General features: G+C 51.7%; 23 protein-coding genes. 11 read left to right on the forward strand and 12 right to left on the reverse strand.

The window, feature by feature from the left end; translation table 11 throughout:
• Positions 1–9: 9 nt before the first annotated feature.
• Both O6D90_RS13180 and O6D90_RS13185 read right to left on the reverse strand, forming a co-directional pair.
• A complete protein-coding gene (locus tag O6D90_RS13180) occupies positions 10–633 on the reverse strand; it encodes a CDP-alcohol phosphatidyltransferase family protein (RefSeq protein WP_016156316.1) in 624 nt (207 codons plus the stop codon).
• On the reverse strand, positions 626–1,195 hold the full coding sequence (locus O6D90_RS13185; RefSeq protein ID WP_016156315.1) for a carboxymuconolactone decarboxylase family protein: 570 nt from the start codon (positions 1,193–1,195) through the stop codon (positions 626–628). Before O6D90_RS13185 ends, O6D90_RS13180 begins: the two co-directional genes overlap by 8 nt.
• Before the next feature lie 79 nt (positions 1,196–1,274).
• On the opposite strand from O6D90_RS13185, the gene O6D90_RS13190 reads away from it, so the two are divergent.
• Entirely contained in the window at positions 1,275–1,688 is a 414-nt protein-coding gene (locus O6D90_RS13190; RefSeq protein WP_019076619.1) for a pyrimidine (deoxy)nucleoside triphosphate diphosphatase, read from the forward strand.
• Here O6D90_RS13190 and O6D90_RS13195 read toward each other — a convergent pair.
• Entirely contained in the window at positions 1,648–1,923 is a 276-nt protein-coding gene (locus O6D90_RS13195) for a YnjH family protein (RefSeq protein ID WP_016152834.1), read from the reverse strand. The genes O6D90_RS13190 and O6D90_RS13195 overlap by 41 nt on opposite strands.
• A 237-nt stretch (positions 1,924–2,160) precedes the next feature.
• Between O6D90_RS13195 and gdhA the strand changes: the two genes are divergently transcribed.
• A complete protein-coding gene (gene gdhA, locus O6D90_RS13200; protein ID WP_016152833.1) occupies positions 2,161–3,504 on the forward strand; it encodes an NADP-specific glutamate dehydrogenase in 1,344 nt (447 codons plus the stop codon).
• A gap of 63 nt (positions 3,505–3,567) precedes the next feature.
• On the opposite strand, the gene topB is transcribed toward gdhA, so the two are convergent.
• From topB to O6D90_RS13215, 3 genes are all read right to left on the reverse strand, one after another.
• Positions 3,568–5,514 (reverse strand): DNA topoisomerase III, encoded by a 1,947-nt coding sequence (topB, locus tag O6D90_RS13205; protein WP_019076618.1) that lies wholly within the window; start codon positions 5,512–5,514, stop codon positions 3,568–3,570.
• A 4-nt stretch (positions 5,515–5,518) separates the two neighbouring features.
• Positions 5,519–6,562: a selenide, water dikinase SelD gene (selD, locus tag O6D90_RS13210; protein WP_016152831.1), complete on the reverse strand. Its 1,044-nt coding sequence runs from the start codon at positions 6,560–6,562 to the stop codon at positions 5,519–5,521.
• 116 nt (positions 6,563–6,678) lie between these two features.
• Positions 6,679–7,230 (reverse strand): NAD(P)H nitroreductase, encoded by a 552-nt coding sequence (locus O6D90_RS13215; protein ID WP_016152830.1) that lies wholly within the window; start codon positions 7,228–7,230, stop codon positions 6,679–6,681.
• 175 nt (positions 7,231–7,405) lie between these two features.
• On the opposite strand from O6D90_RS13215, the gene sppA reads away from it, so the two are divergent.
• The 5 genes from sppA to yajD all read left to right on the forward strand — a co-directional run bounded on the left by sppA (position 7,406) and on the right by yajD (position 12,939).
• On the forward strand, positions 7,406–9,262 hold the full coding sequence (sppA, locus tag O6D90_RS13220) for a signal peptide peptidase SppA (RefSeq protein WP_016156312.1): 1,857 nt from the start codon (positions 7,406–7,408) through the stop codon (positions 9,260–9,262).
• A 55-nt stretch (positions 9,263–9,317) separates the two neighbouring features.
• Entirely contained in the window at positions 9,318–10,334 is a 1,017-nt protein-coding gene (gene ansA, locus O6D90_RS13225) for an asparaginase (RefSeq protein ID WP_016156311.1), read from the forward strand.
• Positions 10,335–10,348: 14 nt separating this feature from the next.
• A complete protein-coding gene (gene pncA, locus O6D90_RS13230) occupies positions 10,349–10,987 on the forward strand; it encodes a bifunctional nicotinamidase/pyrazinamidase (protein ID WP_016156310.1) in 639 nt (212 codons plus the stop codon).
• Positions 10,988–11,247: 260 nt separating this feature from the next.
• Entirely contained in the window at positions 11,248–12,501 is a 1,254-nt protein-coding gene (locus tag O6D90_RS13235; RefSeq protein WP_016156309.1) for a glycoside hydrolase family 18 protein, read from the forward strand.
• Between the two features lie 93 nt (positions 12,502–12,594).
• A complete protein-coding gene (gene yajD, locus O6D90_RS13240; protein ID WP_003832478.1) occupies positions 12,595–12,939 on the forward strand; it encodes an HNH nuclease YajD in 345 nt (114 codons plus the stop codon).
• A 44-nt stretch (positions 12,940–12,983) separates the two neighbouring features.
• Here the strand turns inward: yajD and O6D90_RS13245 are convergent, their stop codons facing one another.
• Entirely contained in the window at positions 12,984–13,259 is a 276-nt protein-coding gene (locus tag O6D90_RS13245; RefSeq protein WP_016152817.1) for a YeaC family protein, read from the reverse strand.
• A 42-nt stretch (positions 13,260–13,301) separates the two neighbouring features.
• On the reverse strand, positions 13,302–13,715 hold the full coding sequence (msrB, locus tag O6D90_RS13250; protein WP_016152816.1) for a peptide-methionine (R)-S-oxide reductase MsrB: 414 nt from the start codon (positions 13,713–13,715) through the stop codon (positions 13,302–13,304).
• Between the two features lie 341 nt (positions 13,716–14,056).
• Between msrB and gapA the strand changes: the two genes are divergently transcribed.
• Together gapA and O6D90_RS13260 are read left to right on the forward strand one after the other, a co-directional pair.
• Positions 14,057–15,052 carry a glyceraldehyde-3-phosphate dehydrogenase gene (gene gapA, locus O6D90_RS13255; protein ID WP_003030697.1) on the forward strand — a complete coding sequence of 332 codons (996 nt, stop codon included), beginning with the start codon at positions 14,057–14,059 and terminating at the stop codon, positions 15,050–15,052.
• A 199-nt stretch (positions 15,053–15,251) separates the two neighbouring features.
• Entirely contained in the window at positions 15,252–16,136 is an 885-nt protein-coding gene (locus tag O6D90_RS13260) for a D-hexose-6-phosphate mutarotase (protein WP_016156308.1), read from the forward strand.
• A gap of 95 nt (positions 16,137–16,231) precedes the next feature.
• Here O6D90_RS13260 and O6D90_RS13265 read toward each other — a convergent pair whose 3' ends face one another.
• The 4 genes from O6D90_RS13265 to O6D90_RS13280 form a co-directional block, all read right to left on the reverse strand.
• Positions 16,232–17,086: an aldo/keto reductase gene (locus O6D90_RS13265; protein WP_271143108.1), complete on the reverse strand. Its 855-nt coding sequence runs from the start codon at positions 17,084–17,086 to the stop codon at positions 16,232–16,234.
• A gap of 178 nt (positions 17,087–17,264) precedes the next feature.
• Positions 17,265–17,618, reverse strand: a complete 354-nt coding sequence (locus O6D90_RS13270) for a hypothetical protein (protein ID WP_016156306.1) — start codon at positions 17,616–17,618, stop codon at positions 17,265–17,267.
• A 10-nt stretch (positions 17,619–17,628) separates the two neighbouring features.
• On the reverse strand, positions 17,629–17,871 hold the full coding sequence (locus O6D90_RS13275) for a hypothetical protein (protein ID WP_019076610.1): 243 nt from the start codon (positions 17,869–17,871) through the stop codon (positions 17,629–17,631).
• Positions 17,872–18,449: 578 nt separating this feature from the next.
• Positions 18,450–19,196, reverse strand: a complete 747-nt coding sequence (locus O6D90_RS13280) for a MipA/OmpV family protein (RefSeq protein ID WP_016152811.1) — start codon at positions 19,194–19,196, stop codon at positions 18,450–18,452.
• 434 nt (positions 19,197–19,630) lie between these two features.
• Here O6D90_RS13280 and yeaG point away from each other — a divergent pair, with 434 nt between their 5' ends.
• Both yeaG and O6D90_RS13290 read left to right on the forward strand, forming a co-directional pair.
• The gene (gene yeaG, locus O6D90_RS13285; RefSeq protein WP_016152810.1) at positions 19,631–21,565 is read left to right on the forward strand and encodes a protein kinase YeaG; all 1,935 of its coding nucleotides are present in this window, start codon (positions 19,631–19,633) and stop codon (positions 21,563–21,565) included.
• 123 nt (positions 21,566–21,688) lie between these two features.
• Positions 21,689–22,972 carry a YeaH/YhbH family protein gene (locus O6D90_RS13290; protein ID WP_016152809.1) on the forward strand — a complete coding sequence of 428 codons (1,284 nt, stop codon included), beginning with the start codon at positions 21,689–21,691 and terminating at the stop codon, positions 22,970–22,972.
• The last annotated feature ends 22 nt before the right edge of the window (positions 22,973–22,994 follow it).

Genomic DNA, 22,994 nt, shown 5'->3' on the forward strand with positions numbered 1-22,994 from the left:
CGCACTACGTTACGCCTGACGCTGGACCGCTTTCAGCGTCAGATATCCGCTCCAGATCCGGGTGAACGTCGTCATCCAGCACAGCGCGCCAAAGACCCACGCCATTACGGCAAAATATTCCGGGAACAGACATCCCAACACAAACAGCAAAATCGTCTCGGTTCCTTCAGTCAGTCCGCCCAGATAATAAAACGATTTATGCGCATAACCGGGGTTATCAATCTGATGCTTTGCCGCCAGCGCGGCGAAGGCCAGAAAGCTGCTGCCGGTGCCAATAAACGCGAACAACAGCCAACCGCCTGCCAGCGCATTTTGCGCCGGTGCAGCAAGAATAAAACCAAACGGCACTAAGGCGTAAAACAGAAAATCGAGCGAGATATCGAGAAATCCTCCCGCGTCCGTTAGCCCTCTGCGCCGTGCCAGCGCCCCATCCAGCCCGTCAAACAGCCGATTGAGCACAATAGCCACCAGCGCCGCCATATACCAGCCTAACGCCAGAAATGGCAACGCCAGCACGCCAATAGCAAAACCGACCAGCGTAAGTCCGTCCGGGGTAATCGCCGGTTGATCAAGGATGCCCACGCAGCGATGCAAAAGCGGTTTTAATCGCGGATGAAGATGGCGGTCAAGCATGCGGGCGTCCTTTAAAACTGTCGCACAGTCCCTGGGAGGGAATATCGAGAGCGGCATTAAAACGCGCCGAGAGATTTTGAAACGCAATCAGCGCGGTCATTTCAGTAATGGCATCATCGGTAAAATACTGCTTCATCTGCGCTTTCAGCGCATCGTCAACCTGTGGTGGCGTTGCGGTGACCGCATCAGCATAGGCCAGCCCTACACGTTCTTCTGCGCTAAATAGCGTTGATTCTTGCCAGTTGGCAACCTGTAAGACTTTATCCAGCGCGCCGCAGCGTTCAGCCAGCCGTAAACTGTTGGCGTCAACGCAGAAAGCGCAGTGGCACACCTGAGAAACGCGGGTCATCAACAGCGCGCGCATCACTGGCGACAGGCGTGCCTTTTTACGCTCCAGAAACCCGACAAACAGCGCCACCAGCCAGAACAGGAACGGCATCCGCCCCCACCAGCGCGTGGGATGCAGCACATCGCCATAATGTTTTTTCTGCGTAGCAACGAGCGGTTGCAAACTGGAAGGGATACGCGTTAACGGTTTTACCCACGACTGAGGATCGTTCAACGGTGGCTCCTGAATACTTTAGATAAAACAAAGATAACGATAGTATGTCATTTTCTGCCGTTAGATATTGATGAATATAATGAAAACCCTCGACGTGGTCGCCGCTATCATTGAACGTGATGGCAAAATTTTACTGGCTCAACGCCCGCAGCATGCGGATCAGTCAGGTATGTGGGAGTTTGCTGGCGGTAAGGTTGAGCCGGGGGAAAGTCAGCCAGAGGCGCTGATCCGTGAACTGCGTGAAGAGTTGGGCATCGAGGCGGTCGTTGAGCGCTACATTGCCAGCCATCAACGCGAGGTTTCAGGCCGACTCATTCACTTACATGCCTGGCATGTACCGTCATATCAGGGGGAGCTGAAAGTGTATGAACATCAGGATATCGTCTGGTGTTCACCCGAAGAGGCGCTGCGTTATCCGCTGGCGCCTGCCGATATCCCGCTATTAGAAGCGTTTATCCTTTTACGCGACGCCAGACCAGCGGATTCGTGCTGATCGTTTTATCATCACGCTGGCACTGAAGCAAAACGCCATCCGCTTTAATCACCGCCCCTTCTGAGTAGTTTTGATCCTGATAAATACAGCACTGACTACAGGGTTGCGCCCGCTGACCGCTGGAACTGAACACTTCCGGCGGGACATTCACCTGCACGTCCGGGCGATAGAGCTGATTTGCCAGCGTCGCGCTGGACACCAGTGCCAACGCTCCTGCCATGATTATACGGCGCATATTCTTTCCTTTTTGACTGACAGTTATGCTCAGTATAACGGTATAAACCGGCAGAAACTTTAGCCCTTGCCATCATCGCTTTTGGTTATGACCCACGCCGCAATATTAATTTACTTAGCGCGGTTAATTTTTTCTTGCGTCCCGTCACACTGCTGATGTTATAGTCAAAAACTGCAAAACACTTAACACAAAAATCAAAAATATAACCATATCAATACATAAGAGGTACTTATATCTATGGATCAGACACGTTCTCTGGAGTCATTCCTTAACCATGTGCAAAAGCGCGACCCGAATCAGACCGAGTTCGCGCAAGCCGTTCGTGAGGTAATGACGACACTGTGGCCCTTCCTCGAGCAAAACCCGCGTTATCGTCAGATGTCGTTGCTGGAACGTCTGGTTGAACCGGAGCGCGTGATCCAGTTCCGCGTCGTCTGGCTGGACGATCGCAATCAGGTGCAGGTCAACCGCGCGTGGCGCGTGCAGTTTAGCTCCGCCATTGGCCCATACAAAGGCGGGATGCGTTTCCACCCTTCCGTGAACCTGTCGATCCTGAAATTCCTTGGCTTCGAGCAAACATTTAAAAACGCCCTCACCACGCTGCCAATGGGCGGGGGTAAAGGCGGGAGCGATTTCGATCCGAAAGGTAAAAGCGAAGGCGAAATCATGCGTTTCTGTCAGGCGCTGATGACCGAACTGTTCCGCCATTTAGGACCCGATACCGATGTTCCGGCGGGCGATATCGGCGTAGGCGGTCGTGAAGTCGGCTTTATGGCCGGGATGATGAAAAAACTGTCCAACAACAGCGCCTGCGTCTTTACCGGTAAAGGTCTCTCTTTCGGCGGCAGCCTGATTCGCCCGGAAGCTACCGGCTACGGTCTGGTGTACTTCACCGAAGCGATGCTCAAACGCCATGGCCTGGGCTTTGAAGGCATGCGCGTGGCCGTCTCTGGTTCCGGTAACGTGGCGCAATTCGCCATTGAGAAAGCCATGGAGTTTGGCGCGCGAGTAGTCACCGCCTCCGATTCCAGCGGTACCGTGGTCGACGAAAGCGGATTTACTAAAGAAAAACTGGCGCGTCTGTGCGCGATCAAAGACAGCCGCGACGGCCGCGTGGCGGATTACGCCCGCGAATTTGGCCTGACCTATCTGGAAGGCCAACAGCCGTGGTCGGTTCCGGTTGATATCGCCCTGCCGTGCGCCACCCAGAACGAACTTGATGTCGATGCGGCACGCGTGCTGATCGCCAACGGCGTGAAGGCTGTCGCTGAAGGGGCAAACATGCCTACCACCATCGAGGCCACCGATCTGTTCCTGGAAGCCGGTGTATTGTTCGCGCCGGGTAAAGCGGCCAACGCGGGAGGCGTAGCAACATCCGGTCTGGAAATGGCGCAGAACGCCGCACGTCTGGGCTGGAAAGCGGAGAAAGTGGATGCACGCCTGCACCACATCATGCTGGATATTCACCATGCCTGCGTCGAGTACGGCGGCGAAAGCAAGCAAACCAACTACGTACGTGGCGCCAACATCGCGGGATTCGTGAAAGTTGCCGACGCGATGTTGGGCCAGGGTGTGATTTAATTCAGATCTATTGTTCCCGTCGGCTTGATGCGGCACACATGCCTTATCCAGCCTAAGAGCGCATTACAGGCCCGCCTCTTCAGATGGCGGGCTTTTTTTCGCCGTGCGTTTACGCGGCGCACTCTTTTTCTTGTCACCACCACTACTACCCGGTGCGGCAATACCACGGAAGCGTCGTACCGGCGTGCTGCGCGCCTGATCGATTAGCTGATACAGCGTCCCCACCAGCGGCTGCATGAAATCCTGATATCGACACTGCTTTTCGCTGATTTGGGTCAGGATAGATTCCCAGTGCGCGGTCATATCCGGACGCGTCGCCATTTCAGGCAGCGAATGAAACAGCGCTTTTCCGGCATCGGTAGAATGGATATAGCGCCCCTTCTTCACCAGGAAACCACGCTTAAACAGCAGCTCGATAATCCCGGCGCGCGTCGCTTCCGTTCCCAGTCCGTCCGTTGCGCGCAGGATCTTTTTCAGATCTTTATCCTGCACAAAGCGCGCGATTCCGGTCATCGCTGACAGCAGCGTGGCATCGGTAAAGTGCCGCGGAGGCTGAGTCTGTCGTTCAACCACTTCGCCTTTTTCGCACAGCAGTTCGTCGTCTTTTGCCACCACCGGCAGCGGCGTCCCGTCGTTATCTTCGTCGCGCTCTTTGTTGCCAAGCAGCGTACGCCATCCGGCCTCCGCCAGAAAACGGGCTTTGGCGACAAACTTACCTTTCGCGATGTCCAGCTCAATAACGCACTTCCTGAATACCGCATCCGCGCAAAACTGCATCAGATATTGACGGGCAATCAGATTGTATATCTTCGCTTCATTATCGTTCAGGTTGATGGACGAACTGCGCGCGGTTGGAATGATGGCGTGGTGGGCATCCACTTTTTTATCATCCCAACAGCGGTTTCGCGTATCGGGATTGACCGCCGGTTGCGGAAGCAGATCCGGCGCATGGACGCTAATCGCGTTCAGCACCGCGTGACGTCCGGCAAAGTGTTCTTCCGGCAGATAACGGCTATCCGAACGCGGATAGGTGATCAGTTTATGGGTTTCATACAGCTTCTGGCAGATATCCAGAACGTTTTGCGCACTTAAGCCAAAGCGTTTCGCCGCTTCAATCTGCAACGCCGACAGCGAAAACGGCAGCGGCGCGGATTCTGATTCCCGTTTATCGTTATAGCTGGTGACGATCGCCGGCTGACCGTTAATGCGGTTTACCACGTGTTCAGCCAACGTGCGGTTTAGCAAGCGCCCTTCTTCATCCTGATACGGCTCACACGCTTCGCTCGGCTGCCAGATAGCGGTAAACCGCTCATCGGCGGGCGTCACGATATGCGCCTTTACCTCGAAGAAGTCTTTGGCAACGAAGTTTTCAATCTCTTCATCGCGACGCACAACCAGTCCGAGCACCGGCGTTTGCACGCGCCCGACCGAAAGTACGCCCTGATAGCCCGCGTTACGCCCCAGAATGGTGTAAGCGCGCGTCATGTTGATACCGTACAGCCAGTCCGCCCGCGCTCGCGCCAGTGCCGACACGCAAAGGGGGATGAACTCACTGTTGGCGCGCAGACGCTCAATCGCCCGCTCGACGGCCTGCGGGTTGAGGTCGTTAATCAGGCAGCGTTGCACCTGCTGGCGCTTTTCAGGGGCCAGTTGCAGGTAATCCAGCACTTCATCCACCAGCAGCTGTCCTTCACGATCGGGGTCACCTGCGTGAATGACTTCACTGGCCTCATGCAAAAATCGCTTAATAACGTTGAGCTGTTTGGTCACCGAGGGACGCGGCTGCAGTTGCCACTTTTCCGGGACAATCGGCAGATCAACCAGACTCCAGCGAGCATAACGACTATCATAGGCATCTGGCTGCGCCTGCTCAAGCAGGTGACCAATACACCAGGTCACCACTTGCCCGTTTCCGCATTCGATAAAACCGTCACCTTTGCGATGCGGCTTCGGCAGCACATCGGCGATAGCGCGCGCCAGACTCGGTTTTTCGGCAATAAACAACCGCATCGAGTTAACGGATCTCAACCATGGCGCGACCGCCACGAGCTTCCACTAACTCACCAATCGCAGTGAGGTCGATGCCAAACTGCGCCGCTGCCGCTTTAACTTCGGCTTCAGCTTCCGGCGTTACCGCTAACAGCAGACCACCGGAAGTTTGCGGATCGCAGAGCAGATCGCGAACCGACTGCGGCATTTCACCCATCAGGTGTCCGTAGCTGGCAAAGTTACGCTGGGTACCGCCCGGCACCGCGCCCTGCGCGATGTATTCTTCAACACCTGGCAGCTTAGGAATAGCCTGGTAGACGATCTGCGCCTGAACGCCGGCCCCCTGACACATCTCGCTCAGATGCCCCAGCAGCCCAAAACCGGTAACGTCGGTCATGGCTTTCACGCCGTCGATATCGGCAAATGCCGCCCCGGCAATGTTCATCCGGCACATCACTTCCGTCGCCAGCCCTTTGTGCTCGTCCTTCAGCAGCGATTTTTTCTCTGCGGTGGTCAGGACACCAATACCCAGAGGCTTGGTCAAAAACAGCTTGCATCCCGCCTCGGCGGTGCTGTTTTTCTTCACGCGTTCGGTTGGAACAACGCCGGTTACCGCAAGACCAAAGATAGGTTCAGGGGCATCGATAGAGTGCCCCCCCGCCAGCGCGATACCCGCCTGACGGCAGGCAAAGCGTCCGCCTTCGGTTACTTCTCGGGCGATTTCCGGCGCCAGCTTATCAAGCGGCCAGCCCAGGATAGCAATTGCCATAATCGGTTTGCCGCCCATGGCGAAAATATCGCTGATGGCGTTGGTGGCGGCGATGCGGCCAAAATCAAACGGATTATCGACAATCGGCATAAAGAAATCGGTGGTGCTGATTACGCTGGTGCCGTTCCCCAGATCGTATACAGCCGCGTCGTCGCGGGTTTCATTACCCACCAGTAAGTTTGGATCAACAAACTTCGCCTGCTCGCTGTGCAGGATGGTTTCCAGCACTTTTGGGGAAATTTTACAACCGCAACCGGCTCCGTGGCTGTATTGCGTTAAACGAATAGCTTGCTCGCTCATGGACATCTCCTGTCATTGCAATCCGGATATGGTAGCGCTCATTCCATGATGTGGTAAGAGTGACTGTCTGAATTCGGGTGCCTTTGCTCATAATCCAGACAGTTTTGCCGTTGATATCAGAAATAACGGACGAATGCGCTCGGATCGGCAAGGGTAATCGTCGTGGATGCTTTCAACTGTGGTGTGCCCAGATAGAGAAAACCGACGATTTTATCCTGTGGGCGACAGTCAAACGCTTCGCGGACGACCTCACTTTCGGTTAATGCGCCACTGCGCCAGATACCGCCAAAGCCCTGGGCAATGGCAGCCATCTGCATGGCCATCACCGCACAACCGGCAGACATTTCCTGTTCCCATAGCGGAACCTTGTCGTTTGCTTCACATTTCGCCACCACGGTAATAATCAGCGGCGCGCGAAACGGCGCGCTGCGCGCTTTTTCCTGGGCCTTCTCATCGCTGCCAGATGCAATAGCGCCTTTTTCAAGCACGGCGGCAAAGCGTTCACGCCCTTCGCCCTCAATGACAAAGAATTGCCACGGTTGCAGCGTTTTGTGGTCCGGCGCGCGCATTCCCGCACGCAGAATATTTTGCAGTTGTTCTCCTGCCGGGGCCGGTTCGACGAGACGAGAGGCGCTACGACGGGTCATAAGTAATTCGAGTGCATCCATTTGCTTAACTCCAACAATGTAATTTGTTCACAAAATTAACACGTGAGCGGATTTTGTTACAGCACAGGCGGTGATTCCTGCTGACAAGTGCCTGTCGGGTCATTACGATAGCCTCATCTTATCGCCTTTCTCCGGGATTTCGGGGTGGCGTGTTGTTAATTGGTAGGGAGAATACATGCGAACCCTGTGGCGATTTATTGCCGGATTTTTTAAATGGACATGGCGATTACTCAATTTCGTCCGTGAATTTGTGCTTAACCTGTTCTTCATCTTTTTGGTGCTGGTTGGCGTGGGCATCTGGATGCAGGTCAGCAGCAGCAACACCAGCGAACACGCTGAGCGAGGCGCGCTGCTGCTGGATATCTCCGGGGTGATTGTCGATAAGCCTTCGAGCACCAGTCGTTTAAGCGTTATTGGCCGTCAGCTGTTTGGCGCCAGTTCCGATCGTCTGCAGGAAAACTCCCTTTTCGATATCGTGAATACGATTCGCCAGGCAAAAGATGATCGCAACATCACCGGCATCGTGATGGATCTGAAAAATTTTGCCGGGGCAGACCAGCCTTCCATGCAGTATATCGGCAAAGCACTGCGGGAATTCCGCGACAGCGGTAAACCGGTCTTTGCCGTGGGCGATAACTTCAGCCAGGGGCAGTATTACCTCGCCAGTTTTGCTAATAAAATTTACCTCTCTCCGCAGGGTTCCGTTGATCTGCACGGCTTTGCCACCAACGGTCTGTACTACAAGTCCCTGCTCGATAAGCTGAAAGTTTCCACGCACGTATTCCGCGTCGGGACCTATAAGTCTGCCGTAGAACCGTTTATCCGCGATGATATGTCTCCTGCCGCGCGTGAAGCCGACAGTCGTTGGATCGGCGAGCTGTGGCAGAACTATCTCGACACGGTCGCCGCCAACCGCCAGATCCCAGCTCAGCAGGTGTTCCCTGGCGCACAGGCGATGCTGGACGGTTTGACGAAGGTCGATGGAGATACGGCGAAATATGCGCTCGACAACAAACTGGTGGATGCACTCGCCTCCAGCGCCGAAGTCGAAAAAATGCTGACCAAACAGTTTGGCTGGAGCAAAGCGGATAAAAACTATCGCGCCGTCAGCTATTACGATTATTCGCTGAAAACACCGGCGGATACCGGAGACAGCATTGGCGTTATCTTTGCGAACGGCGCGATTATGGACGGTGAAGAAACCCCAGGAAATGTGGGGGGCGACACCACTGCCGCACAAATCCGCGAAGCGCGTCTCGATCCGAAAGTGAAAGCTATTGTTCTGCGCGTGAACAGTCCTGGCGGCAGCGTCAGCGCCTCGGAAGTCATTCGTGCTGAGCTGGCTGCGGCAAAAGCGGCGGGTAAACCGGTTGTCGTGTCCATGGGCGGCATGGCGGCCTCCGGTGGCTACTGGATCTCCACCCCAGCCAGTTACATTGTGGCGAACCCCAGCACTTTAACCGGTTCAATCGGGATCTTTGGTGTGATCAACACCGTAGAAAACAGCCTGGATTCCATTGGTGTACATACCGATGGCGTGGCCACTTCCCCGCTGGCGGATATCTCCATCACCAAAGCGTTACCGCCTGAAGTGCAGCAAATGATGCAATTGAGCATTGAAAATGGCTATAAGCGCTTTATCACGCTGGTCGCGGATGCACGTAAGACAACCCCTGAGCAGATTGACAAAATCGCGCAGGGTCACGTCTGGACCGGTCAGGATGCGAAAGCCAACGGACTGGTAGACAGCCTCGGTGATTTTGACGACGCCATCGCGAAAGCGGCTGAGCTTGCCAAGCTGAAACAGTGGCACATTGCGTATTATCAGGATGAACCGACATTCGTCGATATGGTAATGGACAGCATGTCAGGCTCCGTTCGCGCCATGCTGCCCGAAGCTATTCAGGCCATGCTCCCGGCGCCGCTTGCTTCTGCGGCCAGTGCAGTTAAAGCGGAAAGCGATAAGCTGGCCGCGTTTAACGATCCGCAAAACCGATATGCGTTTTGCCTGACCTGCGCCAACGTTCGCTAACAATTGCCCCCTCTTCGGGATGAAGAGGGGTTTTCATTGAGACAGAAGAAAAGTCATGCAAAAGAAATCGATTTACGTTGCCTATACCGGCGGTACCATTGGTATGCAGCGCTCAGAACAGGGTTATATTCCTGTTTCTGGTCATCTCCAGCGTCAACTGGCATTGATGCCTGAATTCCACCGCCCGGAGATGCCAGACTTCACCATCCACGAATACGTCCCGTTGATGGATTCCTCCGACATGACGCCGGAAGACTGGCAGCATATTGCGGAAGACATTAAAGCACACTACGACGATTACGATGGTTTTGTCATTCTGCACGGCACCGACACCATGGCGTTTACGGCTTCAGCGCTCTCTTTTATGTTGGAGAACCTGGGTAAACCGGTAATTGTGACAGGGTCACAAATCCCGCTGGCAGAGCTACGTTCAGACGGGCAAATCAACCTGCTCAATGCGCTGTACGTTGCGGCAAATTATCCGATCAATGAAGTAACCCTGTTTTTCAACAATCGACTGTTTCGCGGCAACCGTACCACTAAAGCGCACGCCGATGGCTTTGACGCCTTTGCCTCACCCAACCTTGCGCCGCTACTGGAAGCCGGGATCCACATCCGTCGACTGGGAACTCCGCCAGCACCGCACGGCGCAGGTGAACTGATTGTTCATCCTATTACTCCACAACCGATTGGCGTAGTCACCATTTACCCAGGTATCTCCGCTGATGTGGTGCGTAACTTCCTGCGCCAGCCGGTGAAAGCGTTAATTTTGCGCTCCTACGGCGTGGGCAATGCACCGCAAAATAAAGAGTTTCTGCAAGAACTTGAAGATGCGAGCTCACGTGGCATTGTGGTGGTGAACCTGACCCAGTGTATGTCCGGCAAGGTAAACATGGGTGGCTATGCGACGGGTAATGCCCTCGCCCACGCTGGCGTGATTGGCGGCGCGGATATGACCGTCGAAGCCACGCTCACCAAATTGCATTATTTACTCAGTCAGGGACTGGATGTGCAGAGCATTCGTGAAGCTATGACGCAAAATCTGCGCGGCGAGCTCACCCCGGACGAATAAAGGAGTCTATGCCCATGGCCCGAGCCTTACTGTTGGTCGATTTACAAAATGACTTTTGTGCCGGCGGCGCTCTCGCTGTTCCGCAAGGCGACAGCACAATCGAGATTGCCAACCGTCTGATTGACTGGTGCGCCCTACGCGGCGACACGGTTGTTGCCAGTCTGGACTGGCATCCGGCTAATCACGGTAGTTTTGCCAGCCAGCATCAGGTCGCCCCCTACAGTCAGGGACAACTGGATGGTCTGGCGCAAACGTTCTGGCCCGATCATTGCGTGCAAAACAGCGAAGGAGCGGCCCTGCATCCGCTGCTGAACCAGCGTGCGATAGCGAAAACCTTCACCAAGGGCGAGAACCCGCTGGTCGACAGTTACAGTGCGTTTTTTGATAACGGTCGTCGTCAGGCAACCACGCTGAACGCCTGGCTGCTCGAACACCGTATTGCTGAGCTTATTATCATGGGTCTGGCTAGCGACTATTGCGTTAAATTCACCGTTCTGGATGCGCTCGATCTTGGTTATACCGTCAGCGTTATTACCGACGGCTGCCGTGGTGTCAATATTCAACCCCAGGACAGTGCAGAGGCGTTTATGGAAATGGCCGCAGCGGGCGCGACGCTGTATACGCTTGATGACTGGCTGGAAACCCAGCGCTAATACTTTAAAACGCCTTATCCGGCCTATTGAATTTGCGCATGTATGCAAATCTGTAGGCCAGAAAAAGGACTTGCGTCAACAATCAGTAATGTTTGCCCCAACCGATACAACCTACCAGAAATGGTTTGCCGCTTCGCCGACATGAGGTGAACCTCTTCGCATTTTTCCTGTTATGAAACTGTTAACCTGCAAATGCTGTTTTTTTCGCCACGCCATTTCCGTGGCGTGTTTGCTTGTTTAAATGTCAAAGAGGAACACCGATGAAACTATTGCCTTTGTTGGCAGCATTACCCCTGCTTTGCGCCAGCTTTGTTTCCGCCAGTTCACTGATGTCAGTTGGCTACTTCAATGGTGGCGGCGACGTCACTGCCGGTCCTGGTGGCGACATCAATAAACTGGATGTTCGTCAGATAACCCATCTCAACTATTCGTTTGGCCTTGTCTACAACAACGAAAAAGACGAGACCAATGACGCCTTAAAAGACGCCAGTAAGCTGCATCAGATTTGGCTTTCACCGAAAGTGCAGGATGATTTACTGAAAATTCCACAGCTGCGTAAACAGAATCCGAACCTGAAAGTATTGCTTTCCGTCGGTGGTTGGGGGGCTCGTGGATTCTCCGGCGCGGCAGCAACGAAAGAATCGCGCGCGGTGTTTATTCAGTCTGCTCAGGAGATAATTGCGAAATATGGCCTTGATGGCATCGACCTCGACTGGGAATATCCGGTCAACGGCGCCTGGGGACGGGTCGAAAGTCAACCGGCCGACCGAGCTAACTTTACCGCACTGTTAAAAGAGCTCCGCGCCGCATTGGGGCATAAAAAACTACTGACTATCGCCGTGGGCGCAAATGCGGAAAGCCCGAAAAGCTGGGTGGATGTGAAAGCCATTGCGCCATCGCTCGACTACATAAACCTGATGACCTATGACATGGCTTACGGTACGCAGTATTTCAACTCGAACCTGTACGATTCGACACAATGGCCGACAGTCGCCGCGGCGGATAAGTACAGCGCTGATTTTGTGGTCAACAACTATCTTGCTGCCGGTCTAAAAGCGAGTCAGATGAACCTGGGCATTGGTTTTTATGGTCGCGTACCGAAACGCGCTGTTGAGCCAGGCATTGACTGGAGCAAACCTGACGCACAGAAAAATCCTGTTACCCAACCCTATTTCGAGCCCGCGCAAATTGAATTGTTCAAATCACTGGGCGTCGATCTGAGCAAAGATACCTATGTGAAGTACAACGATATCGTGGCGAAATTGATCAACGATCCGCAGAAGCGCTTTAGCCAGCATTGGGATGATGAAGCAAAAGTGCCGTGGCTGTCAGTGCAGTCTGTGGATGGAAAAGCGCTCTTTGCCCTCTCCTATGAAAATCCTCGCTCGGTAGCGATCAAGGCTGACTATATCAAGAGCAAGGGGCTGGGAGGCGCCATGTTCTGGGAATACGGTGCGGATGACCAAAACCAGTTGGCGAAGCAGTTAGCCGATTCGTTAGGCATCAAACACTGATCCCAACGCCTGACACAATAGGTTATGATTATCGCATTCTGCTGCGCCAGCTTTTGGCGCAGCTTTTCATTTTCTACTGGAGGCATGAGCTTTATGGCTTTTATCCCTAAAAATTACGCCCGTCTGGAAGTCGGTTACCGGGAAAAGGCGCTTAAACTCTTCCCCTGGGTCTGCGGACGTTGTTCCCGTGAGTTCGTGTATTCAAATTTGCGCGAATTGACGGTACACCATATCGATCACGATCACTCCAATAACCCGGAAGATGGTAGCAACTGGGAAATGTTGTGCCTGTACTGCCACGATCACGAACATTCCAAATATACGGAAGCGGACCAGTATGGTTCAACGGTGGTTGCAGGCGAAGATGCACAGAAAGCGGTGGGCGAAGCGAAATATAATCCGTTCGCCGATCTGAAGGCGATGATGAACAAGAAATAACTTCAACTGCGGGCCCGACATAGATGTTTGCCGGGCCTGAGTAATCAGGATTTAAACGTCGCAATGGGTTCGGGCGTAATACCAAACTCCACTTTCAACTGCTGCTTACTCTTCATCACCATCTCACCGTTGGTATCAATCGTCATATGCTGCGCGTCAATATTGTTTCGCGCCTGCCATAACATCACCAGCTGTAAGCAGTTCTCTTTTTGTTCTGCCGTTAGCGCCACGCCATCCGGCCATTTTCCGAGTTCAACGGCAGTTGATAAGCGCTGATAAACTTCCGGCGTCATGCTGTTGATCATCTCATCAAGATTCATGTTAAATCCACTCTCCGTAGAATAATTTGCTGAATCGTTTCTTCAGCCTTTGGTCTGCTCACCGTTTTCACCATCGGTGAAGTTCAAAGACGCTGAGTTAACGCAGTAACGTTCACCTGTAGGTTGCGGACCATCCGGGAAGACATGCCCCAGGTGCGCATCACAGTTACCACAGCGGATTTCAATGCGCTGCATACCGTGTGAAGTATCTTTAATGTAACGGATAGCCTCTGCGCTGACAGGCTCGTAAAAGCTGGGCCAGCCGCAGCCAGAGTCATATTTTGTCTCGGAACGAAATAGCGGTTTGTCACAGACCAAACAGTGGTAGATTCCGTCACGCTTGTTGTGCAGCAAACGCCCGGTAAATGGCGGTTCTGTCCCGTGATTCTGCGTCACGTAGAACTGCATTTCGGTTAAATTTTTTTTTAGTTCTTCTGGTGAAGGTTGATTAGCCATTTGCTCACATCTCGCTTTATCTAAACTCACATCGCGAGACAGATTCTAACAAAACATTAACACCAGAGTGCGAACTTTTGTTCTAAACTTGATCCGTGCGAAATGGCAGCCTGCAATTCGTGATCACAATCACGTTTTTATCTTGATTGCCCTTTAAAATTCGGGCCGCCGACCCCATGTGGTTTCAAGCCCAAAGGAAGAGTGAGGCGAGTCAGTTGCGCAAAGCTTAAGCAGCAGATTGATTTGTCGCAATGATTGACACGATTCCGCTTGACGCTGCGTAAGGTTTTTGTAATTTTACAGGCAACCTTTTATTCACTAACAAATAGCTGGTGGAATATATGACTATCAAAGTAGGTATCAACGGTTTTGGCCGTATCGGTCGCATTGTTTTCCGTGCTGCTCAAGAACGCTCTGACATCGAGATCGTTGCAATCAACGACCTGTTAGACGCTGACTACATGGCTTACATGCTGAAATATGACTCCACTCACGGCCGTTTCAACGGTACCGTTGAAGTGAAAGACGGTCATCTGATCGTAAACGGTAAAAAAATCCGTGTTACCGCTGAACGTGATCCGGCTAACCTGAAATGGGACGAAGTTGGTGTTGACGTAGTAGCTGAAGCTACTGGCCTGTTCCTGACAGATGAAACCGCTCGTAAGCACATCACTGCTGGCGCGAAAAAAGTGGTTCTGACTGGTCCGTCCAAAGATAACACTCCGATGTTTGTTAAAGGCGCTAACTTTGACAAATACGAAGGTCAGGACATCGTTTCTAACGCTTCCTGCACCACTAACTGCCTGGCTCCGCTGGCTAAAGTTATCAACGACAACTTCGGCATCATCGAAGGTCTGATGACTACTGTTCACGCGACCACCGCTACTCAGAAAACCGTTGATGGCCCGTCTCACAAAGACTGGCGCGGCGGCCGCGGCGCATCCCAGAACATCATCCCGTCCTCTACCGGTGCTGCTAAAGCTGTAGGTAAAGTACTGCCAGAACTGAACGGCAAACTGACTGGTATGGCGTTCCGCGTTCCTACCCCGAACGTATCTGTTGTTGACCTGACCGTTCGTCTGGAAAAAGCTGCTTCTTACGAAGAAATTAAGAAAGCAATCAAAGCTGCTTCCGAAGGCCCAATGAAAGGCGTTCTGGGTTACACCGAAGACGACGTAGTATCTACCGATTTCAACGGTGAAGTTTGCACTTCCGTGTTCGATGCTAAAGCTGGTATCGCACTGAACGACAACTTCGTGAAACTGGTATCCTGGTACGACAACGAAACCGGCTACTCCAACAAAGTTCTGGACCTGATTGCTCACATCTCCAAATAAGTTGAGATGAAACAGTAATCTGTAAGAGCGACTCAGGTCGCTCTTTTTTTTGCCTGAAGATACCCGTCATACTTCAAGTTACCGGTGTGTTGGCAATGCTCTCTCACCCGAATCACTTACTTCTGTAAGCTCATCGGGATCGTTCACTTGCCGCCGTCCTGCAACTCGAATTATTTAGGGTAAAAAAAAGGATTGCATAATGATTAATAAAATTTTTGCACTTCCGGTAATCGAACAAATTACCCCGGTCCTCTCCCGCCGCCAGCTTGATGAACTCGAGATTCTTGTGGTCGATCATCCACAGGTTAAAGCATCTTTCGCACTGCAGGGCGCACATCTTCTTTCCTGGAAACCCAACGGCGAAGAGGAAGTCCTGTGGCTAAGTAACAATACCCCGTTTAAAACCGGCGTAGCGCTGCGTGGCGGCGTACCAATTTGCTGGCCGTGGTTTGGTCCGGCTGCTCAGCAGGGCCTGCCTTCTCATGGTTTTGCCCGCAACCTGCCATGGACGCTGAAAGCGCACAATGAAGACGACAATGGCGTGGTGCTGACGTTTGAATTGCAAAGCAACGCTGAAACGCGTCAGCTATGGCCGCACGAGTTCTGCCTGCTGGCCCGTTTCAAAGTAGGTGCCACCTGTGAAATGGAACTGGAAGCCCACGGTGAATTTGAAACCACCTCTGCGCTGCATACCTATTTCAACGTCGGTGACATTGCGGCAGTAAAAGTCAGTGGACTTGGCGATCGCCTGATCGACAAAGTGAATGATGCTAAAGAAGATGTGCTGGCTGATGGTATCCAGACCTTCCCGGACCGCACCGATCGTGTCTATCTGAATCCGCAAGCGTGCAGCGTTATCCATGATGATGCGCTCAACCGCAATATCGACGTCGTCCATCATCACCATCTGAATGTCGTAGGCTGGAACCCGGGTCCGGCGCTGTCCGTTAGCATGGGCGACATGCCGGATGACGGCTATAAAACGTTTGTTTGCGTAGAGACGGCTTACGCGACCGCGCCGCAGAAAACCCGCGAAGAAAAACCATCACGCCTGGCACAAACTATCCGCGTTGCTAAACGCTAAAATTGTGTCTGTAGCCTGACGGAACTTGCGCCTTATCCGGCCTACCAAACATTGCGTTGGCCGGATAAGAAGCGTGAGCATCGCCATTCGGCAAATCAGGCCATATCCAGCGCCGTTTTACCCTTTGGCGCTGGATATGCCTTATCTAACTGCTTCAGCTCATCAACAGAGAGCGTTATCTCCAGCGCGGCGGCATTTTGTTCGACATGCGCTATGCTTGCCGCTTTTGGAATCGCCATCACGCCCGGCAGACGGATCACCCATGCCAGCAAAATCTGCGCAGCACTAACATTGTGCGCGTGCGCGATGTCGTTCATCACAGAATGAGAAAGCAAGTCACCGCGCAATCGCCCCGCCTGAGCCAGCGGACTGTAAGCCATGACCGGCATCTGCTGCTGCTGGCACCACGGCAGTAAATCATATTCAATACCGCGCGATGCTAAATGATAAAGCACCTGGTTAGTGGCACATTCCCGCCCACCTGTGACTTGCCATAACGCCTGCATGTCATCGTAATCGAGATTAGAGACGCCCCAGCGGCGGATTTTCCCCTGCGCAATGAGTGCTTCCATGGCATCAACGGTCTCAGCAAATGAAAAACTGCCCGTCCAGTGGAGCAAATAGAGATCCAGATAATCGGTTTTTAGTCGACGCAGGCTCGCTTCACAGGCGGCAATGGCTTTCTGACCACCGGCATTCCAGGGATATACTTTCGAGACTAAAAAAGCGCTATCACGACGCCCGGTTAATGCTTCACCCACTACCTCTTCCGCTGCACCATCTGCATACATTTCGGCGGTATCGATCAACCGCAGACCGAGATCCAGACCAGCCCGCAGCGCTGAAACCTCTTCCCGGCGTCGGCCAGGATCCTCGCCCATGTACCATGTTCCCTGCCCAATAGCAGGCAGCGATACCTGCTTTGTAAACATCACCTGTTTCGCTGTCATAGCGCCCTCCTGTGTTAATGCACCACAGTAAAGCAAAACAACTGGCATGTGTCCTGTTAGGGTGCACAAATTGCACCTTCTAAGATTGGAAGTTGACCGCTATGGCAACGGCAATAAAAAACCCGGGAACAAACAATGCTCCCGGGCCGAATGACAGAAAATCTTAACTGCACTGCGGTTATTTTAAGCGACCTAAATATTTCCCCTCTTTCATCGCGTTAATTTTCCCGTTTTTATAGACGATGACGGAAATCAAGCCCGCGCTATAAGACTGAGCGTCTGCATTGTTCTCATCATTTGCCGCCGCTTTGCCATTAATATAAGCAATACCATCAGCGCCACGTTTAAAGTCTACACCCAGTTTATTCACATGCACGGGTGTGATTTTACTGGCGTGCACCGGAGCATTAGCATCGCTGACCATCGTTTTATGTTCATGCTGTAACTGCTGACGGTAAGCCTCGCTGATGGCATAGGCTGGTGCAGCCGCAGATGTTGCGACCAGTGCAGCGATAATTATTAATTTCTTCATAAGTTACACCTTAATAATTATTGTGTTTGTGGTGATGACTGGAATTAGTATCATTTGAGTTATATACGTTTTGCGCGTTCTCCATAGCTTGTTTTTCAGCTACGGCATTGATTGTCGCCTGACGGTTTTGCTCAGCGATATAGCAGGCATCGCGGCTCACGCCCTTGCTTTCGCAAGCACTCATGCGTGAAGCCTCGGTGGAACATCCCGTCAGAATCCCACCCATCACTGCTATCATGATTAACTTTTTCATTATCTCTACCAGGTTTATTCGCAAGAAAACCACATGACATTTAATATCTGAGCCATGCAGCGTTACTGTCTTTACTTATTAAGTTGGAGTAATATCTGCAATCGCTTATTTAATGTCAATTTTAATGTTTTCAGATAAATACCTAAAAGATGTAAAATAAAAATTAACTTAATGATTTTATTTTTTCAAATGAAAGTTAACTTTCATCGTCTCACAAAAATAATAAAATAGTTATCTTGCTATTTTTAGTGGCGAGAGTTTCACGATAAAATTATACCGTGATTATAAAATAGAATATTATCAATATATTGCGAAACCAGAAATCACTCTCCCAGAACAATAATTCGTGAAACTGTACAGATACTCTTCCATTCACAAACGAATAGATTTCAGTCTCATCAAACAACAGGTTTAATTTTGGTAATTGCGGCAGGAAAAATACGTTAACTATTTGTTGCGGCCGATGTAATGCCAAAACAGCACAAAAAATCAAATCACATGTTTTGGATCAATATTCATCTCTGATATGCACAAAAAAGCCCGCATCTCTGCGGGCGAGTGTTTGACACACAGTGGTATCAGAACTTGTAGGTAACACCCGTTGAAATCAGACCCGTCCAGGATTTGTCCACCATCGGGCTGTCTGTCACTTCATCAGACAGGCGGGTATAACGCGCAGTACCGTATACGCTCCAGTTGCCCAGGAAGTTATAGTTTGCGCTGAGCTCCAGATACGGGTTCCAGGAGCTTTCAGGATCGTAGCTACGCAAGCCGCTACGGGCAGATTCATGGCGTGAAACACCATAATAGTATTCATTCTGGTTTTCACTGTTCCACTCGACACCAATCCCCGGAGTCAACGTCAGACCGCCATTGGTATAGCGGTATAACCACGCCAGATCCCATACAATACCATTGCTGTTATCCAGCGTATCGCCTGCAAGGCTGGTACGCAGGAAACCGTATTGCGTGTTGTGAATGTAAGAAAGGCCAGCCATCATGGTGCTCTTACGTTTATCCAGACTACGCAGACGGTTGTCGTCGCTGTCACCCGGTTTGAAGTACATTGGCGACCAATAGGCCATCACCGACAGCTTATCGGTATCGTCATTCCACAGGTAGTAACCACCGCCCAGACCACGGAACCAGAAGTTATCGCTTTCATAAGTCACAACCGGGACCGGGTAAACGTCACTATCGTAATCTTTGTAAGGGTGCTCAACCACACCAACGCCTGCGCCCAGCGTCAGGTTGCTCTCTGCCTGTGCGACGTTAGCGGAAGTGGCAATAAGCACGCTAAGTGCCAGAAGTTTGAGTTTGGTCACAGTCAATAATTCCTTATTTAAATGTGTAGCGGTCAAAGTTTAACCGTCAATACGCTTCAGCCCAACTATTTTACGGATTCGCCCCAGAATGTAACCCCCTAATTTCTCAGCGAGTGATGACATTTTGCTTGCAGGACAGTGAACACCGCATGAATCCTGCCCCATAGATTTACAAAAGATATGCTTTTTTTGCTGATGAGTTATTGATATGCCATTGAAATTCATTTGCGCACACAGGCAAGTTTTGCAAATGCCATCTACGCTTAATTTTAGAAGGTGTATCACCGAATACGTTGATCTCCTGACCACCACAATGGCATGAGAGTTGCTTATTTCTTCAGCAGCGACGTCGTTCAGTTTACCTCTTCAGGGGCCTCTACTATTCATATGAACGGCTCTTAACATGTGCTAAAAAAACGAAAGGACGGCATACCATGAATATATTCGATCACTATCGCCAGCGTTATGAAGCTGCCAAGGACGAAGAGTTCACGCTGCAGGAGTTTCTTACCACTTGTCGGCAAGATCGCAGCGCTTATGCCAATGCGGCAGAGCGGCTATTAATGGCTATTGGTGAGCCTGTCATGGTCGACACTGCCCACGAACCTCGTCTTTCTCGACTCTTTTCGAATCGGGTGATTGCACGATACCCCGCTTTTGAAGAGTTTTATGGCATGGAAGAGGCCATTGAGCAGATTGTTTCTTATTTGAAGCATGCGGCTCAGGGTCTGGAAGAGAAGAAGCAGATTCTGTATCTGCTGGGGCCTGTGGGAGGGGGGAAATCATCTCTTGCTGAGCGGCTGAAGTCGCTGATGCAGCGAGTACCGATTTATGTCCTGAGCGCCAACGGCGAGCGTAGCCCGGTAAACGATCATCCGTTATGCCTGTTTAACCCACAGGAAGACGCGCAGATCCTGGAAAAAGAGTATGGGATCCCACGTCGTTATCTCGGTACGATCATGTCGCCCTGGGCTGCAAAACGTCTGCATGATTTTGGCGGGGACATTACAAAATTCCGCGTTGTCAAAGTCTGGCCGTCTATTCTGGAGCAGATCGCTATTGCCAAAACGGAGCCTGGTGATGAAAACAACCAGGATATTTCTGCGCTGGTCGGGAAAGTGGATATTCGTAAACTCGAACACCACGCCCAGAACGATCCTGATGCCTACGGTTATTCGGGCGCACTGTGCCGCTCAAACCAGGGGATTATGGAGTTCGTTGAGATGTTTAAAGCACCGATTAAAGTGCTGCATCCTCTGCTGACCGCAACCCAGGAAGGAAACTACAACGGGACAGAAGGTATCTCTGCCCTGCCGTTTAACGGAATTATTCTCGCCCACTCGAACGAGTCCGAATGGGTGACGTTCCGTAATAATAAAAACAATGAGGCGTTCCTTGACCGTGTTTACATCGTCAAAGTGCCTTATTGCCTGCGGATCTCCGAAGAGATCAAAATTTACGAAAAACTGCTTAACCACAGTGAGCTGACCCATGCGCCTTGCGCACCGGGCACGCTGGAAACGCTCTCTCGCTTTACCATTCTTTCTCGCCTGAAAGAGCCTGAGAACTCGAGCATTTACTCGAAGATGCGTGTTTACGATGGGGAAAGCCTGAAAGATACCGATCCAAAAGCGAAGTCCTATCAAGAATATCGGGATTACGCCGGGGTCGATGAGGGAATGAACGGTCTTTCCACGCGTTTCGCGTTTAAGATCCTCTCACGCGTCTTTAACTTTGACCACGCCGAAGTGGCAGCTAACCCGGTGCATCTGTTCTACGTACTGGAGCAGCAAATCGAGCGCGAACAGTTCCCGCAGGAGCTGGCAGAACGTTACCTTGAGTTCCTGAAAGGCTATCTGATCCCGAAATATGCTGAGTTCATTGGCAAAGAGATCCAGACGGCTTATCTCGAATCCTATTCCGAATATGGACAAAACATTTTTGACCGTTATGTCACTTATGCGGATTTCTGGATTCAGGATCAGGAGTATCGCGACCCGGATACCGGTCAGCTGTTTGACCGCGAGTCGTTGAACTCAGAACTGGAGAAAATTGAGAAACCGGCGGGTATTAGTAACCCCAAAGATTTCCGTAACGAGATCGTCAACTTTGTTCTGCGTGCCAGAGCGAATAACAGCGGTCGCAATCCAAACTGGACCAGTTACGAAAAACTGCGCACGGTCATTGAGAAGAAAATGTTCTCCAATACCGAGGAGTTGCTGCCGGTCATTTCGTTCAACGCCAAAACCTCAACTGACGAGCAGAAAAAACACGACGATTTTGTCGACCGGATGATGGAAAAAGGCTACACGCGTAAGCAGGTACGTTTACTGTGCGAATGGTATTTGCGCGTACGTAAATCGTCTTAAAAAAAGTGCCCGGAGGCGCGTACGCTTGCCGGGCCTACAATACACATCCGTAGGCCGGATATGCTCAGCGCATCCGGCGTTACTGATGTAGCATAAAGTTGGCAAATGCAGTACGGGGGGCTTATGACCTGGTTTATTGACCGGCGTCTTAACGGCAAAAACAAGAGCACGGTAAACCGCCAGCGCTTCTTACGCCGTTATAAATCGCAAATTAAACAGTCGATCTCCGAGGCCATTAACAAGCGTTCGGTGACTGATGTGGATAGCGGCGAATCTGTCTCTATTCCGACTGATGATATTAGCGAACCGATGTTCCATCAGGGGCGTGGCGGCTTGCGCCATCGCGTGCATCCGGGTAACGACCATTTTGTGCAGAACGACCGCATTGAACGCCCGCAGGGCGGCGGCGGTGGTTCAGGAAGCGGACAAGGCCAGGCCAGCCAGGATGGCGAGGGTCAGGATGAGTTCGTCTTCCAGATCTCTAAAGATGAATATCTCGATCTATTGTTCGAAGATTTAGCACTTCCTAACCTGAAGCAGAATCAGCAGCGTCAGTTAACGGAGTACAAAACGCACCGGGCAGGTTTCACATCTAACGGCGTGCCTGCCAACATTAGCGTGGTGCGCTCCCTGCAAAACTCACTGGCGCGCCGCACAGCGATGACGGCAGGTAAGCGTCGCGAACTGCATGCGCTCGAAGCGGATCTGGAAACCATCGCGAAAAGTGAACCAGCGCAGTTGCTGGAAGAGGAACGGTTACGCAAAGAGATTGCCGAACTACGGGCAAAAATCGAACGCGTGCCGTTTATCGACACCTTTGATTTACGCTACAAGAATTATGAAAAACGGCCCGATCCTTCCAGCCAGGCAGTGATGTTCTGCCTGATGGACGTCTCCGGTTCAATGGATCAGTCGACCAAAGATATGGCCAAGCGTTTTTATATCTTGCTGTATCTGTTCTTGAGTCGGACCTACAAAAACGTGGAAGTGGTTTATATTCGCCACCATACCCAGGCGAAAGAGGTGGATGAGCACGAGTTCTTCTACTCTCAGGAAACCGGGGGAACCATTGTCTCCAGCGCGCTGAAGTTAATGGATGAAGTGGTAAAAGACCGTTACGACCCAGCCCAGTGGAACATCTATGCCGCACAGGCCTCGGACGGTGATAACTGGGCGGATGATTCCCCGTTGTGTCATGAGATTCTGGCGAAAAAACTGCTGCCGATGGTGCGATATTATAGCTATATCGAAATCACCCGCCGTGCGCACCAGACCTTGTGGCGTGAATACGAACATCTGCAATCAACGTTTGAAAACTTTGCGATGCAGCATATCCGCGACCAGGATGACATTTATCCGGTATTCCGCGAACTGTTTCATAAGCAAAGTACAACCAGCAATAGCTAACCACATACATAAATCAGCCAGA

The sequence above is a fragment of the Citrobacter sp. 21OH12SH02A-Citro genome (assembly GCF_027919895.1).
In the GTDB taxonomy this organism is placed as follows: Bacteria; Pseudomonadota; Gammaproteobacteria; order Enterobacterales; family Enterobacteriaceae; genus Citrobacter; species Citrobacter braakii.